16 protein-coding genes are annotated in these 18,291 nt (G+C 59.1%); 8 read left to right on the forward strand and 8 right to left on the reverse strand.

What is annotated here, in order from left to right; genetic code table 11:
* The first annotated feature begins 123 nt into the window (after positions 1-123).
* The 6 genes from paaA to BWQ92_RS15245 are packed head-to-tail and all read left to right on the forward strand — an operon-like array spanning position 124 to position 5,095.
* Entirely contained in the window at positions 124-1,164 is a 1,041-nt protein-coding gene (gene paaA / locus BWQ92_RS15220) for a 1,2-phenylacetyl-CoA epoxidase subunit PaaA (protein ID WP_076800799.1), read from the forward strand.
* Positions 1,161-1,571: a 1,2-phenylacetyl-CoA epoxidase subunit PaaB gene (paaB, locus tag BWQ92_RS15225; RefSeq protein ID WP_076800801.1), complete on the forward strand. Its 411-nt coding sequence runs from the start codon at positions 1,161-1,163 to the stop codon at positions 1,569-1,571. The genes paaA and paaB overlap by 4 nt, the downstream gene beginning before the upstream one ends.
* Complete coding sequence (gene paaC, locus BWQ92_RS15230; protein ID WP_076800803.1) at positions 1,568-2,482, forward strand: 1,2-phenylacetyl-CoA epoxidase subunit PaaC; 915 nt, start codon at positions 1,568-1,570, stop codon at positions 2,480-2,482. The genes paaB and paaC overlap by 4 nt, the downstream gene beginning before the upstream one ends.
* Positions 2,483-2,487: 5 nt before the next feature.
* On the forward strand, positions 2,488-3,039 hold the full coding sequence (gene paaD, locus BWQ92_RS15235) for a 1,2-phenylacetyl-CoA epoxidase subunit PaaD (protein ID WP_157365304.1): 552 nt from the start codon (positions 2,488-2,490) through the stop codon (positions 3,037-3,039).
* Between the two features lie 11 nt (positions 3,040-3,050).
* Positions 3,051-4,277, forward strand: coding sequence for a 1,2-phenylacetyl-CoA epoxidase subunit PaaE (gene paaE, locus BWQ92_RS15240; RefSeq protein WP_076800805.1), 1,227 nt, complete (start codon positions 3,051-3,053; stop codon positions 4,275-4,277).
* 38 nt (positions 4,278-4,315) lie between these two features.
* Complete coding sequence (locus BWQ92_RS15245; protein WP_076800807.1) at positions 4,316-5,095, forward strand: enoyl-CoA hydratase/isomerase family protein; 780 nt, start codon at positions 4,316-4,318, stop codon at positions 5,093-5,095.
* A 31-nt stretch (positions 5,096-5,126) separates the two neighbouring features.
* On the opposite strand, the gene BWQ92_RS15250 is transcribed toward BWQ92_RS15245, so the two are convergent.
* Positions 5,127-5,585, reverse strand: a complete 459-nt coding sequence (locus tag BWQ92_RS15250) for a VanZ family protein (RefSeq protein WP_076800809.1) — start codon at positions 5,583-5,585, stop codon at positions 5,127-5,129.
* Between the two features lie 88 nt (positions 5,586-5,673).
* Between BWQ92_RS15250 and galU the strand changes: the two genes are divergently transcribed.
* Positions 5,674-6,564 (forward strand): UTP--glucose-1-phosphate uridylyltransferase GalU, encoded by an 891-nt coding sequence (galU, locus tag BWQ92_RS15255; protein WP_076800811.1) that lies wholly within the window; start codon positions 5,674-5,676, stop codon positions 6,562-6,564.
* A 143-nt stretch (positions 6,565-6,707) separates the two neighbouring features.
* Here the strand turns inward: galU and BWQ92_RS15260 are convergent, their stop codons facing one another.
* The 7 genes from BWQ92_RS15260 to BWQ92_RS15285 form a co-directional block, all read right to left on the reverse strand.
* Positions 6,708-7,334: an LPXTG cell wall anchor domain-containing protein gene (locus BWQ92_RS15260; RefSeq protein ID WP_076800813.1), complete on the reverse strand. Its 627-nt coding sequence runs from the start codon at positions 7,332-7,334 to the stop codon at positions 6,708-6,710.
* A 160-nt stretch (positions 7,335-7,494) separates the two neighbouring features.
* Positions 7,495-9,372 carry a DUF4012 domain-containing protein gene (locus tag BWQ92_RS15265; protein ID WP_083706328.1) on the reverse strand — a complete coding sequence of 626 codons (1,878 nt, stop codon included), beginning with the start codon at positions 9,370-9,372 and terminating at the stop codon, positions 7,495-7,497.
* A gap of 50 nt (positions 9,373-9,422) precedes the next feature.
* The gene (locus BWQ92_RS15270; RefSeq protein ID WP_076800815.1) at positions 9,423-10,859 is read right to left on the reverse strand and encodes a sugar transferase; all 1,437 of its coding nucleotides are present in this window, start codon (positions 10,857-10,859) and stop codon (positions 9,423-9,425) included.
* 133 nt (positions 10,860-10,992) lie between these two features.
* Positions 10,993-12,018 carry a hypothetical protein gene (locus tag BWQ92_RS23605; protein WP_157365172.1) on the reverse strand — a complete coding sequence of 342 codons (1,026 nt, stop codon included), beginning with the start codon at positions 12,016-12,018 and terminating at the stop codon, positions 10,993-10,995.
* Between the two features lie 68 nt (positions 12,019-12,086).
* Complete coding sequence (locus tag BWQ92_RS15275; protein ID WP_076800817.1) at positions 12,087-13,037, reverse strand: glycosyltransferase family 2 protein; 951 nt, start codon at positions 13,035-13,037, stop codon at positions 12,087-12,089.
* A gap of 261 nt (positions 13,038-13,298) precedes the next feature.
* Complete coding sequence (locus tag BWQ92_RS23220) at positions 13,299-14,666, reverse strand: O-antigen ligase family protein (RefSeq protein WP_083706329.1); 1,368 nt, start codon at positions 14,664-14,666, stop codon at positions 13,299-13,301.
* Between the two features lie 237 nt (positions 14,667-14,903).
* Positions 14,904-16,436: a UDP-N-acetylglucosamine 1-carboxyvinyltransferase gene (locus tag BWQ92_RS15285; RefSeq protein WP_076800821.1), complete on the reverse strand. Its 1,533-nt coding sequence runs from the start codon at positions 16,434-16,436 to the stop codon at positions 14,904-14,906.
* A 229-nt stretch (positions 16,437-16,665) separates the two neighbouring features.
* Between BWQ92_RS15285 and BWQ92_RS15290 the strand changes: the two genes are divergently transcribed.
* Positions 16,666-18,225 (forward strand): polysaccharide biosynthesis tyrosine autokinase, encoded by a 1,560-nt coding sequence (locus BWQ92_RS15290; protein WP_083706468.1) that lies wholly within the window; start codon positions 16,666-16,668, stop codon positions 18,223-18,225.
* Positions 18,226-18,291: the final 66 nt, after the last annotated feature.

Below are 18,291 nucleotides of genomic sequence, written 5' to 3' on the forward strand. Positions count from 1 at the left end.
GTTTTTCTGTGTCACTTGCTTGACGCTGCACTTTTCTTCCGCATATCCTGAACGAACGGTCGGTAAATAATCTTTCCGGTGCGGACAGAGGTTCCGTACGGACGTGAATGCATAGGAGCAACCATGGCAGCGCAGAACCTGCAGTCAGTGCCTGGCCAGCCGGCAGCCCCCGGTGCGGCGGCGCAAAACACAGAAGGCGCTGGCAGGGCACAGGACCAGCTGGAGGCCGAGGGCCAGGCGTACTTTGACCGCGTGATCTCCGAGGATTCCCGGATCGAGCCGCGCGACTGGATGCCCGCCGCCTACCGCAAGACGCTCCTGCGCCAGATCTCGCAGCACGCGCACTCGGAGATCATCGGCATGCAGCCGGAGGCCAACTGGATCACCCGCGCTCCCAGCCTGAAGCGCAAGGCGATCCTCATGGCCAAGGTCCAGGACGAGGCCGGCCACGGGCTCTACCTCTACTCGGCCGCAGAAACCCTCGGCCAGTCGCGGGACCAGATGATGGACGACCTCATCGCCGGCAAGGCCCGCTACTCCTCGATCTTCAACTACCCGGCGCTCACCTGGGCGGACATGGGAGCCATCGGCTGGCTGGTGGACGGCGCCGCCATCTGCAACCAGGTGCCGCTGTGCCGCGCCTCGTACGGTCCCTACGGCCGGGCCATGGTGCGCATCTGCAAGGAAGAGTCCTTCCACCAGCGCCAGGGCTTCGAGATCCTGCTGGAGCTCTCGAACGGAACGCCCGCGCAGAAGCAGATGGCGCAGGACGCGGTGAACCGCTGGTACGCCCCGGCCCTGATGATGTTCGGCCCGCCGGACGACGATTCCCCCAACTCCAAGCAGTCCATGGCCTGGAACATCAAGCGCTTCAGCAACGACGAGCTGCGCTCGCGGTTCGTGGGCATGATGGTGGAGCAGGTCAAGGTGCTGGGCCTCACCCTCCCGGATGACCAGGTCCGCTACAACGAGGACACCAAAAAGTGGGAACACGGCCCGCTGGACTGGAATGAATTCAAGGAAGTTTTGGCCGGCCGCGGCCCCTGCAATTCGCAGCGGCTTGAGCGCCGCCGGCAGGCGCACGACGACGGCGCCTGGGTCCGCGAGGCAGCGGCCGCCTACGCAGCAAAACAGTCAAAGACGACGAAGGAATACGCAGCATGAGCCCCCATGGCAACCCGGAATTCCCTGGCGAAAAACCGGTGACTGAGAACAGCCCCGTGGCCCCGGTGCCTGAGCCCGAGAAGTCCGCAAGCCCGGCGGTAGAGCCTGTCGAGGCCCCGCTGCACCGCAGCGCCTGGCCGCTCTGGGAGGTCTTCGTGCGGTCCAGCCGCGGGCTGTCCCACGTGCACGCCGGCAGCCTGCACGCGCCGGATGCCGCCATGGCCCTGCGCAATGCCCGCGACCTCTACACCCGCCGCAACGAGGGCGTGTCCATCTGGGTGGTCCCGGCCGACGCCATCGCCAGCAGCGACCCGGACGCCAAGGGCGCGTTCTTCGAGTCGCCCCAGGGCAAGGACTACCGGCATGCCACGTACTACACCAAGAGCGAAGGCGTGAAGCACCTGTGACCACCCCCGAGACAACGCACACAGAAGGCCACGGCGACATCTCCGTCGGCGTCGCCGGGGCAGGCGCCAGCGGCGACGGAAGCGCCAGCGCCACCCGCATCACCCCGGGCAACGCGCTCCGCCCCGAGGACATCGCGCTCGAGGTCCGCACGGGCCTGGCCCGGCCCACCGAGGACGTGGCCGAGTACGCGCTGCGCCTGGGCGACGACGCCCTGGTCCTGGCCCAGCGCCTGGGCCACTGGATCTCCCGCGCCCCCGAGCTGGAGGAGGACGTGGCCCTGGGCAACATCGCCCTGGACCAGCTGGGCCACGCCCGGAGCTTCCTCAGCTACGCCGGGGGAGCCTGGGAAAAATCCGAGGATGACCTCGCCTACTTCCGCCGCGAGCACGAGTTCCGCTCCGCGCACCTGTTCGAGCAGCCCAACGGGGACTTCGCCGTCACCATCGCCCGGCAGTTCGTGGTGAGCTACTACCAGTTCGAGCTCTACCGCCGGCTCACCGAATCCACGGACGCAACACTGGCCGCCATCGCCGCCAAGGCCGTGAAGGAAGTGGACTACCACCGCGACCACAGCACCCAGTGGGTCCTCCGCCTCGCCGGCGGAACGGAAGAATCCAGAACAAGGATGATCCACGGCCTGAAGCTCATCTGGCCCTACGTCGGCGAGCTCTTCGTGGACGATGAGCTGACGCACAGGCTCGCAGAGTCCGGTGCCGCCGTCGAGCCTTCCAGCCTGAAGGCGGACTTTGACCGCCTCACCGGCGCGGTCCTCGCGGAGGCCGGGCTGGAGGTGCCGGACGTCCCGGCAGCGCCGGGCGGCGGCCGCCAGGGCAGGCACTCCGAACACCTGGGCTACATCCTCGCCGAGATGCAGGTGCTGGCCCGCGAGCATCCCGGAGCAAGCTGGTGACTGCCATGGACATCTCGGACTTCCAGACCAGGACCGGGGAAACCGCCCGGCAGAAGGCGTGGGACATCGCCGCCACCGTCTGCGATCCGGAGATCCCGGTGCTCACCATCGAGGACCTCGGCATCCTTCGGAATGTGCAGGTGACGCAGGAACAGAACACAGCCGACGGCGGGCCGGTGCCCGCTGTCCAGGTCACCATCACGCCCACATATTCCGGCTGCCCGGCGATGGACGCCATCCGGGACGACCTGAAGGCTGCCTTTCGCAAGGAGGGCTATCCCAGCGTGCACGTGGAGCTGGTGCTGAGCCCGGCGTGGACCACGGACTGGATGACCGAGTCCGGCAAGGCCAAGCTGAAGGAGTACGGCATCGCACCGCCCACCGGCAAAGCAACCCTCGGCCACAACGGACCGGTCCGCTTGAGCCTGGCCGTGAAGTGCCCGCAGTGCTCGTCGCTGAACACCAAGGAACTCACCCGCTTCGGTTCCACCTCCTGCAAGGCGCTCTACGTGTGCCAGGACTGCAGGGAACCGTTCGACTACTTCAAAGTCCTGTAAGGAAAAAGCCCATGCCCGTTGTCCGCCAGACCGCAGCCGAATCGGCAGAGGCCGCCGGCCGCCGTCGTCCGACCTTCCATTCCCTGACCGTCGCGGAGGTGCGCCGCCTGACGGAGGACGCCATCGAGGTGACCTTCACGGTGCCGGCCGAGCTGGCCGGGCAGTTCGACTACCTGCCGGGCCAGTACGTGGCCCTGCGCACCACGCTCCCGGACGAGACCGGCGAGCCGAAGGAGATCCGCCGCAGCTACTCCATCTGTGCCGAGCCGCGCAGCTTCGCGGACGGCAGCAGCGAGATCCGGGTGGCCATCAAGAAGGACCTGGGCGGGCTGTTCTCCACGTGGGCCAACGCCGGGCTGAAGGCGGGGGACACCCTGGACGTGATGAGCCCCATGGGCGCGTTCGTCTCCAAGCACGGCCGGGACGGCAACACCGTGGAGCAGAATGTCATGAACTCCATGAACCATCCCGAGGAGCTGCCGGGGGAGCCGGGGAATTTCGTGGCGATCGCCGCGGGCAGCGGCATCACCCCGGTGATCGCGATCGCGCGGACGCTGCTGGCCGCCAACCCGGACACCCGGTTCGACCTGATCTACGCCAACAAGGCCGCCATGGACGTGATGTTCCTGGAGGAGTTGGCGGACCTGAAGGACAAGTACCCGCAGCGGCTGGCGCTGCACCATGTGCTGTCCCGGGAGCAGCGGATCGCGCCGCTGCTCAGCGGCCGGATCGACGCCGAGAAGCTGCAGAAGCTGCTGGGCACCGCCATCCACGCGGACGACGTGGACGAGTGGTTCCTGTGCGGGCCGTTCGAGCTGGTGCAGCTGTGCCGGGACACCCTGGCCGAGCGCGGCGTGAAGCCCGAGCACGTCCGGTTCGAGCTGTTCACCTCCGGCAAGCCGGACCGGCCCGAGGGCAACGCCGGGCGTCCCGTCATCGAGGACGAGTCCCAGGAGACCTACAAGATCACGTTCAAGCTGGACGGCCTGCAGGGCGACGTCGCCAGCCCCACCCACGCCCGCGAGTCCATCCTCAATGCCGCGCTGCGGGTCCGCCCGGACGTGCCGTTCGCGTGCGCCGGGGGAGTGTGCGGCACCTGCCGCGCCAAGGTGGTCACGGGTTCGGTGACCATGGACGAAAACTACGCGCTGGAGCAGGATGAGCTGGACAAGGGCTACGTCCTGACCTGCCAGTCCCACCCCACCAGCAAGGAAGTCACGGTCGACTTCGACGTTTAGCCCCTTCTGAATATTTGGTCTCAACGCTAGGAGCACCCATGATTTCCCTCTCCATCGCCGGCGGCGTCGCCGATGTGGTCCTCAATGCCCCGCAGAAGCTGAACTCGCTGGACGAGCAGGCGCTCGCGGAGCTGTCCCAGGCGTACGACGACGCCGCTGCCGCCGCCTCCCGCGGTGAGGTGCGGGCACTGCTGCTCAGGGGAGAGGGGCGCGCCTTCTGCGCGGGCCGGGACATCTCCGGCGTCACGCCGGAAAGTGACGACGCCGAGGCGTACCTGGGTGGGCTGGTGCAGCCGTTGCTGGAGAAGATGAGCGCGTTCCCTGCGCCCACGTTTGCGGCCGCGCAGGGTGCCTGCCTGGGCGTGGGGCTCGGGCTGCTGCTGGCCACCGACGTGGTGTACGTGGCGGAGAACGCGAAGTTCGGCTCGCCCTTCGCCAAGCTCGGGGCCACGCTGGACTCGGGCGGGCACTGGTACTTCACCGAGCGGCTGGGCATGCACCGGACGCTGGACCTGATCTACACGGCCGAGCTGATCTCCGGTGCTGAGGCTGTGGCGCAGGGGATGTTCAGCCGGGCGTTGCCTGCGGATGAGCTGCTCGATTCAACCCGCGCCATCGTGGCCCGCGTGGCCACCGGCGCGACGGGTGCGTTCAAGGCCAGCAAGGAGCTGGTGGCGCACATCCGGGACCAGCGCCTGGGCCTGTGGACGTCGATGAAGGAAGAGAACTCCGAGCAGGCACGCCTCTGCAAGATGGAGGACTACGCGGAAGGCTTCAAGGCGTTCCAGGAAAAGCGGGAGCCGCAGTTCAAGGGGTGATGGGACGACCGCTGGTTGAGCTTGTTGAAACCTACCGCTGCCGGACCCTGTCGAATCCGCCGTCCCGCCCCCAATCCTCAATGAGTCCCAGCACCCAGATCCCCAGCATCGCCCCGGCCGTATTCGCCACGATGTCCATTGCGCTCGGAACCCGATCGTGTAGAAAGAGCTTTTGCCCCAGTTCCATGCAGCAGGACGCCAGAAAGGCGCTCAATACGATCCGTCCACGGTGAAACGCCGGGAAAGCCAAGGCAGCCAGCATGCCAATCGGCGTGAACATCAGAATGTTGGACGCAAATTCCACGAAGTTGTAGTTGATCAGTTCGGGAACTCCTGAGTGATGAAGAACAAACAGCGCCGCCTGAAGCCGCCCAGCTACAGGACGGTCAACCGGGGTCGGCCAGAACGCCACGAACGCAAGGGCCGCCAGGTACAGGGCCAGCAGGGCGCGGGCAGATCCCACGACGTCGGTTCGGTTCCATTTCCCCATACGGAAAACGCTACGGGGAACTACTGCCTATGCCGAAATCTGGATCCTCAAATTTCTTTTTCCGCAAGTCAATTTGTAAGGTTCGATCATGACAGTGGGGAAATCAGTACGCAAAGCAGTTATTCCGGCCGCCGGCTTGGGCACGCGTTTCCTGCCTGCCACCAAGGCGATGCCGAAGGAGATGCTGCCGGTCGTGGATGCGCCGGCCATACAGTACGTCGTTGAGGAGGCCATCAGTGCTGGCCTGGACGACGTGCTCATGATCACCGGCCGAAATAAGCGGGCACTGGAGGATCACTTCGACCGGGCTCCCGCTTTGGAGCGGACGCTGGAACTAAAGGGCGACCAGGCGCGTCTCGAGGCAGTTCAGCATGCCTCCGGTCTGGGGCCAATACACTACGTGCGGCAGGGCGAACCGAAGGGCTTGGGACACGCGGTCCTGTGTGGCCGCCAGCACGTCGGTGACGAGCCCTTCGCCGTGCTGCTGGGGGATGATCTCATCGATGAGCGGGACGAGCTGCTGACGACCATGATCGAGGTCCAAGCCGAGACAGGTGGTTCCGTTATTGCGCTGATTGAAGTGGAGCCGTCCCAGATCAGTGCCTACGGCTGTGCCGACATCTCGGCAGTCGACGGCGAGGGTTACGTCCGTGTCAACAGTCTGGTGGAAAAGCCTTCCGTGGATGAGGCGCCGTCCAACCTGGCTGTCATTGGAAGGTACGTGCTTCACCCAGCGGTGTTTGACGTTCTTGAGAAGACCGAGCCGGGCCGCGGCGGTGAGATCCAGCTGACAGACGCCCTGCAGACCCTTGCTGCAGCGGAGGGGGAAGGAGCCGGTGTCTATGGTGTCGTCTTCCGCGGCCGCCGCTACGACACGGGTGACAAACTGAGCTACCTGAAGGCTGTTATCACGCTGGCTTCTGAGCGTCCGGAGTTCGGCGAGGACCTGAAAGCCTGGATGAAGAACTTCAACGGGTAAGAAGGCTGACCTACAGCCTAGCAAGGGAAGCCCCGACCGTCTGTCGGGGCTTCTTGCGTTGCAGCCTACTGGTGGCGACAAGAAAGGACCCGTTCCGATGATCCGGAACGGGTCCCTTACTTTGAAGCGTGGAAATCTGCTGTTTAGGCAGAAGCCTCAGCGTTAGCGCGGCGGCGAACGACGATCACTGAAGCGGCGCCCGCGGCGAGTGCACCGCCACCGACCAGCGACCAGAGAACCAAGCTCGAGTCAGCACCTGTGTTGGCAAGACCGACGCCGTTATCACCCGTGTTGGAAAGGCCTGTGCCCGTGTCAGTGCCCGTGCCGACGCCGGTTGCCGTGCCTGCAACGGTGACGGTGACCGGAGTGCTCGTGACGCCCGATTCAACGCCGGTTGCCGTGACGGTGTAAACGCCCGGTTCGCTAATGGTCAGCGGCAGGGCGACTGCGCCGGCAGCGTCAGCCGTTGCATTGAATTCCTGTGCGGCAGTGAAAATGCCGATTTTGCTGGGAACTGCACGGCTTGCGCCGCCTCCTGCAATGCTGGCACCGGTGGCGGCCGGAGCAGCGCCAGGCGTCACGCGGATGATCAGCGGTTCGCCGGCACGGAAGCCCCTGGCGGAGAAGGTGAAGGCTTCGCCGGGTCCAACAACGCCGTCAGAGACTGCTGCGTTGGCTGGCGTTGCCGGGTAGTTGGCGGCCATGGCCGGCGCGACGCCGGTCAATGCGATGGTTCCTGCTAGCGCGAGCGCAGCAATAGACTTCTTCATTTGTGTCCCCCCTGAGACCTTTTAACACACGGATGTCACATTCGACGTGGAGATTCCCCATCCCCATGTGACCGTGGGGCGAATCTCGTGGTTTTACCCACAGAGAGACTAACACCTCTGAGGGCTGGCTCCAAAGTGAATCCAGACACTTTACATACTGTTAATCGGTGGTTTCCGCAGGAGGGCCGCATGTCGCCGATTTTGTTTCTAGGACGACGTCCTTCAGCGACTGCACCATCGGAGTCACCACTATCTCGGGATCCGCGTGCTGCACTATCCTTCCGAATGTGAAATCCACCGTTTGACTCTGGCCAGGAGCAAGCCGGACCGTGACAGTTCCTACCGGACGTCCAGCGTGCCGCTGAGAAGAAAAGTTGGATTTCTGACCAGCAACGAAGGCTTCTTCTACGTTCGACTGAACAGGCCCGTAAGCCACGATATTTGTTTGGACACTACCGGCCGGAACTCCAAAAGCGCCGGCGCCGGTAACGTACGCAGGGAGGGAGTTCCCTGCATTCCTAGGGGCAGTGTTTGTATTTGTCACGCGAACTCTAACTTGTGAATAACCATTGGCGCGGCATTCCTCGATGAGCTGCACGGTCCTTTTGACGTGGTAATCCATTTTCGCTCCGGTTCCATCGTTGAAGTAAACGCTGAATTGAGAGGGCGATATGCTTGGACCCGAAATTGAACCACTCACCCTGTACCTGCTTATCACGGTTTGCTCATCAGGGTCAGCGGACCATAATAAGATCCGGCCTTCTCCCGCACCCTTGGAGATTCCTTTCAAAAGCCTCTGGCTATCATTGGCATCCGCAGATAGAGCATTAAAAATCTTCTTGGCTACGCCTGCGAAGTAGAGGTCCTGAAAAGCAGGTTGGGGTATCTTTGCGTAAACATCCGACAATAGGGTCTTGACCACGTTCCCGCTCGTAAGCTGGCTCGGCAGCGCACTATTCGTAGCGAGTTGTTGAAGCTGTGCATCGAGGACGACTGCTCCGGTCCCCTGCAACAAATAACTCAGGGCAACCGGATCGATAGAAATGACTCCATCCATCCTCTTGCCTGTCTTTTGCTCCCACATCGCAACTGCCGTACTAGCCGACGTCGGAAAGTCGGGCGTTAGGTTGACATCCTGCATAAATTTGCCAACGCGGTTCGAGTAGATCGTTGCCTGCTCGAACTCAACCGGGATGGTGGGCGACATCACACCAAGTTCCGTAGCGCTCATTTGGTCGCCTAAGGTTAGCTTGCCCTTATCGAACCGCAAAACCGCTAATGCTCCTGGAATGCCTCCAGTGGAGCGTATCTCGGCATTGTTTTGAATCAGCAGCAGGTAATTTCGCGCTTTTGTATGGCCCATCATGCTCGGTGCGATTGAGATGGCATCCGCGGCCGCGTCTATACCGATGCGCAAAGAATTGAGCTGTTCTCGTGCTTTGATCAAGGGCACCGAAACTTCTGGCAGCATGGATTCGGTGTCCAAGTTATTCAGACGTCCGGATGAAAGCCGTATAGCACGGGCCGCCGCCGATATTTTGGGCTGCGCAGCTGTTAAGGGCTGCAGATCCACGCCCTTACTATTTGGCGCGAGCCTGTCCCAGTCGAGCGATTGAAAAGCGCTGACCAGTGGTCCGGCGCCAAGGTTCGCGATCTCGTCGGCGGAAAGGGCGACTGCACTGACCGCCTGGATGTTCGGTCCCAGCCAAGGTACCGTCTGAGACATTGCCCAAAGCGGATCTGATGCGATTTGTCTCGCCTCCGAAGTATGCTTTTTCAGCTCTGCCAGCGTAGCGGAAGCGGCGGCGGTGTCATTGGCAAGTATGTTGTCTTGGAGTTGGGGAACGAGTCCTTGGGCCGCACTTAGCTCGCCCCTAATGGTAACGGCCTTGATGCCGAGCCAGATTCCTGCACCGATAAGAAGTGCAACGGCTCCAACCGCAAACCCGATAATTTGGTACCTTCGACGTTTTTTTATTGGACGGGAAGGCGTCGACGAGGTTAGGGGCTTCTGCTGTCCAAGAATGTCGGGGTCCATTACGGGCGGAGGCCTTCCAGTTTTGTGATGCGCGTTTAGTGAGTTCGGATTCAGTAGGCGCCCGTGCTTTTAAATACAGCACGGAACGTCTTCAACATGATGATGATGTCGCCAGCGAGCGACCAATTCTCGACGTAGTACAAGTCAAGTCGCACAGAGTCCTGCCATGACAGGTTTGACCGACCGCTTACCTGCCACAGTCCCGTGAGTCCGGGTTTGACAAGTAGTCGTCGCCGGACATCGTTTTCGTAGGCTTCAACCTCGCGCGGGAGAGGCGGCCGCGGTCCAACTAGGCTCATTGTTCCTGCCACCACATTGAATAGCTGAGGCAACTCGTCCAGACTGAATTTACGTAGGACCCGTCCGAGAGGAGTAACGCGCGGATCGTCCTTCATCTTGAATAAGAGCCCGCTCCCTTCATTTTGGGCAGCTAACTCGGCTAAACGATCTTCCGCGTTCACCACCATCGAGCGGAACTTAAGCATAGAGAAATGCTCTCCACCAATCCCGACACGTTCTTGTCTAAACAAAATAGGACCGGATCCGCCGACTCTAATCATGACGGCAATCAGCCCCATAATTGGAAGCAAAAGGATAATCAGAAGGCCTGAGATCAATACGTCGAACAGCCGCTTAGCCACCCGCTGGCCGCCTTCTAGCGACGGCGTCGTCACGTGAATCAGCGGAAGGCCCGCCACTTGCTGAGTGTGAATGCGAGGACCTGCAATATCTGTGAGTGCCGGTGCCATTATTAGACCTATATTGCGTGATGCCAATTCCCAGCCCAGGTGCCGCAGGGTCTGCGGATGAAGCTGCACGCCCGCAGAGACGGCCACTGCATCCGCTCCACAGACCTCGATGGCCTCCAGAATGGCTTTTGTTGTCGATTCGTACCCAAGGATAGGGAGACCCGCTTCGGAGCTTGAATGTTGGGAGTCGGCATGCCCCGGAAGATATGCGGCAACGGGAAGATAGCCGGCATGTCGAGCTCTAGATAAAGTTGAGGTCAGATGTTCCACAGCGCTGCGTCCACCTATCAGCATAAGCTTGGACATGCTGGCGCCTTTCTGTCTGTCGACATTAAGGTGCTGTCGTACTAGCCAGCGTGCTGCAAGCAAGCCAGCTAGTCCGCAGGGCAACGCAATGCCCACGTAGCCTCGTGCCGTGTCTATCCGCAAGACATACGAGACGATGGCGAGCAAGCCGAAAAGCCACAAAGAGGCTGCAGCGACGCGCTTGTATTCCTCCGCTCCCGCACCCAGTACGTGGCTCTGCCTGCTGTGCCAGGCGCCGAGCATTGACCACCAGATAAGTGATAAGGCGCCTGATAGCCAGGCGTAATGCGCCTCCTGACCGGAGACTACAAGCCCTGGCTCCACACCGAAACGAATTACGTAAGCGCCGTACATAGCCCAGACAATGACGAAGCCATCTACAATCCGAAGCGTTCGCGACGCTCGAAGTCGCCAATCGAAGCCATTCCCCAAAATTTTCCCCGCATTATTCTACAAAATTAAAAGACACGCAATGCATTGAGACTCGGCACTAGTCATTTCAGCCGGCATACCGTTTTCTTCCACATACTAGTAAGCGAAGAGTCTGCAAACCCGTTCGTCAAAATCACTGAATCGACGAAGAACTAATTTCACGCTTCTCGTGGCGCCCAATTTCCAATATTAGATCAACGGCACTTTTCGCATTCACATCCGTGTCAAAATGAGCCCTAGCCTCATGCTGCGAACCACTACTAAGACCATTTTCGCGGACGCTCCGGACTGCGCGTCGAATTTCGTGACTCCAGCGCTCTGCATCGCACGCTGAAATCGATTCATAATCATCAGCTAATTGTGAATTTATGCCCACTGGCGAAACTACAGCTTTCATTCCCGCGCACAAGTAAAGGATAGCCTTGTACCCGGACTTTCCACGTTCCCATTCGGTATCTGGCAGCGGCATGAGCCCAATACTTGCTGATCGAAGTAGCTCCGCCTCGGTTTGATTTGACCATCTGCGGGCACGCAAGCGCGGATGTGCCGGTAGATCTTCAATGTTCGTACCGCCCAATACGTCTAGGAAGATTTGTTCTTCGTCGCAAACTTCAAGTACTTCCGTCAGTACCGTTTGCAGGCTGCCCAGAGTACTTTGGCTTCCGGTCCATAGGAGCGTTATGGGCGCCCCGGGCTGATGTTCTATCTCGAATGTGCTCGAAGGAGGACACGTCGGCTGGTAAACGGCAGTTGCTTTTCCGCTTCCATATGTCTCTACAAGTGACTCATTTCCACAAAGGATGAGATCAAATATTGACGCGAACTCGAGGGCTCTAACCGGCTGTCGTAATAAGCGTCGCCAATCACGAATATGGGTCGGAGCAGCATGTATTGCGTCGTCAATATCGAGGATCGTCACTTGCGACCGCTTTGCAGCCAATCTCTCCATGAGAGGGGTGAAGAAAGGGAACGCCTCTCTGTGGACGACAAGGATGTCGCAGCGTCTGAATAAAAAGAAAATTCGTGAGACGATCCGAAGCAGGAGAACTGCGGCCGCATAAATTCGAGCCGCGCCCCGCTCATTCTTCTGAGTAAACGCTTTGTCAGAAAATAGCTCGTGGACCTGAACATCAATGCCACGGAGGCGCAATTCAGCCACCAAAGGTTCTATTCGCAGACGACGACTAGCATCCGTCTTGGGGTACGTGGTGAGGACGTGTGCCCGTTTTATCTCTTTAGAAATTTTTTTCTCCAATGATCATCCGTGCCAGCAAACGTGGCAATCAGGGCGAATCCATAGCCCTGTGCCTTCGCAAAGAGTATGCGACGTTCGTCTCCCGTACGAAGCAGTGCCTTTGCCGTCAGAGCAGCAAAGTGAGTCAGTGCGCTCACCCAGATTGCGCTAAGGATGACAGGACGACTGGGCCCCGAAGCAAACTTTCGGTGATAACGCCGCCGGCTATTTTCAATCCAAAAAGTGGTGGCCTTCCGGTAATGCTTGGCTGTACCCTCACCGTCGTGGACTGCGCGGTGATCTGCCAGGAGGACAATGCGCCCCGTGCTTCCCAGCCTGGCGCATAGATCTACGTCCTCGAAGTACATGGGGAAAGATGTATCGAAGCCTCCAATGCGGCGCATGACGTCTGTTCGTACGGCAAGAACAGCGGCAGCGGGCTGTTCAACGTCTAAAACAACGGCGCCCGCAGGCAATCGAACAAGGGTGGACCACATTGTGTTGGGTTGTCTATCGGCACCTATAATCCGGGCCAGCTCTGTCCAGACCGAAGGCAAACGGCGAACTGACAGCTGCTCTGAGCCATCGGGGTAAACCAATCTGGGAGCAACGGCCACAGTGTCATCTTCACGTAGAGCCGACCACAGAGCATGAAGCGTTCCAGCATCGATAGCAACGTCTGGGTTCATTACGAGGAAAGTGTCATACTTGGCGCGCCGCAGGTTTGAATTATGTCCGGCGCCGAAACCTAGGTTGCTTGCACTCTCATGTACATCAACGAAACTGGGCCACTCAACCTGCTCTGTCCTCTCGGCCCCGTTATCATGAACCAAAATTTCGATCGGAAGTTCGCTACGTGCATTGAGAATCGAGTTAATGCATGTGGCCGTTCTCTCCCAGGTGTTGTAGGTGACGATGCTGACGGAGATCCCACTCTTCAACATTACTAATTCCCCAAATCTGTAATTCCTCGCTGGAGGAGTCGACGCGGTGGTGGGCGGAGGAGATCGCACCTCGTGAATGATATCCGACGAAAAGAGGATGGAGCGAAGGCTAACCCGGCAGACCCGTAACGTACCCAAGAACCAGCGGTGAAATTCCCGGGAGGTGCCCCCGCAACTGCCTCGGCGGGCGTGAATGTGACGTCATTCAGGAGCGGATGCGGATGCCTGGTCGCAGCGTACAGGCTTGGGCGGGACTTCAAGTCAACTTGATTGCCTTGAAGGGCTGAGTGCGGGGCCGTGGAAAGTGTCGTCCGAGCGTGGCGGACAGGCTGCTGCGGATTCCTTAGGCGATTGATGGATGTGAAGGGCAAGAACTATGAAGCACCACATCACCGGCGCTTGGATAAGGTCGAGCGTGGCTGCAGTTGCCGATATTCCGACAAGAGTTGAAGCTACGCCTAGAGCGGTACGCATTGTTCGGGCAATACCCGCCAGGATTATGGCGATGACCAGTCCGAGCCCCACGATGCCGCCCTCTGCACCCACCAATAAGTACGTGTTTAGGGGGTCGGTTTGCGGTAGAAATGCGCTGACGCCGAACGCATTTAGCGGTACGAGCGCGTGCGCCAATGGCGCAAGATGTGTTTGAAGATTTCCGATGCCTAGGCCGCTTAACCAATTTTCTTTTAAAATCTCAAATGCGGCTGCCTGCAGAATTGACCTAGACCGTGTGCTAGCGTCGACCCCGGAGAACCTCTCGATCAAGGGCTGGCCAACAGGGGAATAAGCCAATAGTAAGGCAATTGATAGGGCACCTAGTCCAATAGCCGCCAGGCGCGATGGGCGCAACAAATGCGAGTATTTCCGAGATGCAAAGAAACAAGCCGCCAACACGGCTCCTAAAAAAGCACCACGAGAAAAAGTGAGTACAAATGAGAGGCCATAAACGGTCCACATTGCCGTCTTTGAAAACCGGGTCCAGTTGCGTGTCACGAAAGCAACACCAGGAACCGCACAGAGTAGCGTGACGCCCAGATAGTTAGGGTCGCCGATTGTAGACGCTGCTCGCCGGATTCCTCCGACGTCAGCGGCCGTTTGATCCTTCCACCCCGTGTAGATTATGGACGTGTGCGTTAGGCTTTCGTAAAATCCTATGCCTGCATGAAAGAGGCCTGCGAGTCCAAGCACCCAAAGCACCGAGGATGGTCCTTTTTTCAATAGCAAGTAGGCCACGGCGGCGGTAAGTAGAGGAGTTGAAAGTCCCGATAGCTCTGATACGTCAGTTGGACTTATCAGAATGACAACGCCAAACATCAGTGACCACACGGGCCAACGAATGATCTTCCTGTCTAGACGACCCACGCTGTCCTGAACAAGTAGCGTGGCAAGACACAACGCTAAACAAATGTTTACTACGGTTACGCCGCCTATTCGTGGGGGATCGAACGCGCCGATGCACAGGGTCACCAAGATAACTGAGCTGGCGCCGAAAATAGGCTTTCTCACCAGCAGAGAGATAAAGCCGATGCCACCGAATATTGCGATGGCCGTGGGCAGCCCCAAACCGGTCACCCCGCCCGCCACGAACGCCGAGGCTGCCAAGGCAACGGAGCTTGCCAGTCTCTGCATACCCCCAGCTGGCAGAATTCTGCGTATGGGGCTATTGATGCCCTGTCTCGGCCTACCCGGCAACTTCGGCTCTTTTCACGAGTAACGGTTATCTGCGAGCAACGGCACGCTGGTCCGTGGGCAGGCCCGGAGAGCCAGACGCCGGCCCTAGTCTACTATGGCCCGACCTATCCCACATGCCGCAGCAACTGGCAAGAAAATGCTGCATGCGCGGCCGGTTGGGGTGATTTCTGATTCCTAATCTTGGAAGTACTCAATGGCTGCACCAATAGTGTTAAGCCGCTCTGCAAGGTCTTCATAGCCTCGTTCAATAACATAAATATTCCTCAGCTCAGAAGTGCCCTTGGCTGCCAGCATGGCCAATAGGAGGCACGCCGCCGGGCGCAGAGCCGGTGGACAACCAATTTCCGCTGACCGCCATTTTGTCGGGCCTGTCACGTCGATCCTGTGAGGATCTAAGAGGCGAACTCCCGCTCCTAGCCTATTTAACTCGGTTAGATAAATAGCACGATTTTCATAGACCCAGTCGTGAATCAAGGTCGCTCCTTCAGCGCAGGCGGCAATGACGGCAAAGAAGGGAAGGTTGTCGATGTTGAGTCCTGGAAACGGCATGGGATGAATCTTGTCGGCCGCCGCTCGCAGCCTCGACGGCAGGGTGGTGATGTCAACGAGCCGTGTTCGCCCGTTTTTAGCCGTGTATTCATTGGATTTATCGTATTTAAAGCCCATATGTTCAAGTGTGCTGAGCTCGATCTCCATGAACTCGATGGGAACGCGCCGAATTGTCACCTCGGAATTTGTGACTATGCCGGCCGTGAGGAGACTCATGGCCTCGATGGGGTCTTCGGACGGCCAGTACTCTACATCGACGTCGATACGCGAACGACCGCGGATTGTCAAAGTGGTGCTGCCTATGCCAGTTACATCAATGTTAAGTGTCTGCAAATAAAAGCAGAGATCTTGCACCATATAGTTAGAACTGGCATTTCTGATCGTCGTGGTGCCCTCACGTTGCGCGGCCGCCATTATTGCGTTTTCGGTAACGGTGTCGCCACGTTCTGTAAGCACGAAGCTCCTATCTAGGAGATCGGGCTCTGGCCCCTCTACTAGGTACGATCCGGCATGGGCTTCGACCCGCAGGCCGAATTCTTTAAGGGCCTGCATGTGCGGTTCTACGGTCCGAGTGCCGAGGTCACAACCCCCGGCATAGGGCAAGCGGTAGGATGTACTTTCGTCCAGGAGCGGTCCGAGCAGCATGATCACGCTACGCGTTCTACGCGCCGCTTCGGTGTCCATCGACGCCAGATCCAGCACCGCTGGGCGGCGGATCTGCAGGTCATTGGAATTTAGCCATCGGCATTTCACCCCGATGCTAGTAAGAAGCTCAACGATCCTGTTGACTTCTTCGATGCGAGCAATTTTTCGGAGAGTCGTGGTGCCTCTGTTGAGTAGGCTAGCGCACAACAGGGCTACACTTGCGTTTTTGCTGGAATTCACATCTACGGCTCCGGAGAGCGGGCGTCCACCGAGAACGCGCAGGTGAGTGAGCTTCGGCTTGGCGCCTCGTTCAAGCGAGACAAAGCTGCGGCCGAAAATAGTTTCCATACGCTGCAACACCTTTGGGCTGGGTGGGATGCTGCTTTCTTCTATGTTTTGTATTGTGACGCTAGTGGTGCCTATTTCAGCAGCAAGCTGTTCTTGCGACCATCCCTTTTCGAAGCGTGCGTGTCGCACGAGTGCACCGAAATCTGCAGTTGCTTGCGAGTTCATGCCTCCAGTACTACCACGCTAAAGCCGGATTCCTTGAGCCGATCAGCGGCTTCATTAATCTCAAAGTGCAAGATTCCTGCCTGAAATGATGGGTGAGCGCATAAGCGGACTGTCGAGGAAAAGGTCGGTGGCCACAGCTGGGCTGGAAACAGATGCGTTCAGCAACGCGTAAACTGGTGCGGGCTGTCGCGTGCAGCAGCCGTCGTGCACTAGGGGAGAGGCTCTGCTGTTGGAACCGAAGGACTATCTTGCGCTCATGCGCCGAAGTTGGCTGTTAATTACGTGCCTCGCCCTTCTGGGATTGCTCGGAGGGGGAGCCTCGGCTCTGCTGGTGAAGCCAACTTACGAATCTGAGACGCAGCTTTTTGTAGCCATACAAAACTCAGGATCTGTTCAGGAGCTACAACAAGGTAACACCTTTAGCCAAGCTCGAGTTCAGTCGTATGTAAAGACGGTCGCTACGCCCGCTGTATTGCAACCGGTCATCGACAGCCTTGGATTGTCGGAGTCGCCGCTGCAGCTTGCCGAACGGGTGAAAGCAACCTCCGATCTCAACACTGTTCTCATCACCATCGCCGTCGAGGATTCTTCTCCGGTGCAGGCCGCTGCGATAGCTCAGGCCACGGGAACGAGTCTCATCAAGGTGGTGGATTCACTCGAACGTTCCGACAAGACGTCCGAATCTCCGGTCAAGCTCTCAGTAGTAACACCAGCCGTGGCCCCAACTACCGCGATAAGTCCGAACACGAAGCTGAGCCTGAGCCTAGGACTAATGGGAGGCCTAGTTGTTGGACTTGGCGCGGCAGTTCTTCGGCATCGCCTGGACAACAGGATTGGAGGAGAGTCCGATCTGCGAGCCATTACTGACTCGCCCATTCTCGGTGGTATCTCCTTTGAGTCGGAGGCGAAAGGCAGGCCGCTGATCACGCAAATCGCTGGTCAGAGCCCACGCGCGGAGTCATTCAGACAGTTGCGGACCAATCTCCAGTTCGCGACCGTGGGCCAGAAGTCGGCGGCAGTTCTTGTCACTTCATCGCTTCCAGGTGAAGGTAAGACCACAACTGCCACCAACTTGGCCATTGCTCTTTCACAAGCGGGTCAATCTGTCGTCCTCGTCGACGCCGATTTGCGGCGCCCAATGGTGTCAGAGTACTTAGGCCTAGAACGCAACGTAGGGTTGACTACGGTTCTTATCGGAACAGCTGAACTCAATGATGTTTTGCAGCCGTGGGGTGACGACAACCTTTATGTTGTTTCGTCCGGTCGGATTCCTCCCAATCCAAGCGAGCTCTTGGGTTCGGAAGCTATGGTGCAGGTGATAAAAAGACTCGAAGCTACCTTCGACGTCGTGATTATTGATTCCCCGCCTCTGCTGCCGGTTACAGATGCCACCGTCCTGTCTCAGAGCGTCGGCGGGGTGATTTTGGTTGTGGACAGCAAGAACACGACGCAGGCGAGTGTCCAACGTTCACTGCAGTCGCTGAGTATGGTCGATGCGAACTTGCTTGGAGTTGTCCTGAACCGTCTCCCTGTGAAAGGTCCAGATTCTTACGGGTACAGCTACCCGGCATATGCAGCACGGACGGATGAGGCCATGCAGACTAGCGTTTCGCCGACAGAGTCGGGATGGGCGGGGCGTCGCCGCGCTAAGAGGGATGGTCGTTCGGCGGCAAAGGTTGAATCAGAACCGGCCAGCCCAGGGCAAGACGTGGCAGCCGAAACCCTTTATGACGAGGCGATGAATAGTAGAAGCCGGTCGGCGACCAGATTTCCCAGCAGGGGCCGTTAGCTATGCCGACCTAAATAGATGACTTGAGATTCGTTCCGGAGCTCGCTTGAGCACGCGGGCTGACAA

It is taken from the genome of Arthrobacter sp. QXT-31 (assembly GCF_001969265.1).
Classification (GTDB): Bacteria; Actinomycetota; Actinomycetes; order Actinomycetales; family Micrococcaceae; genus Arthrobacter.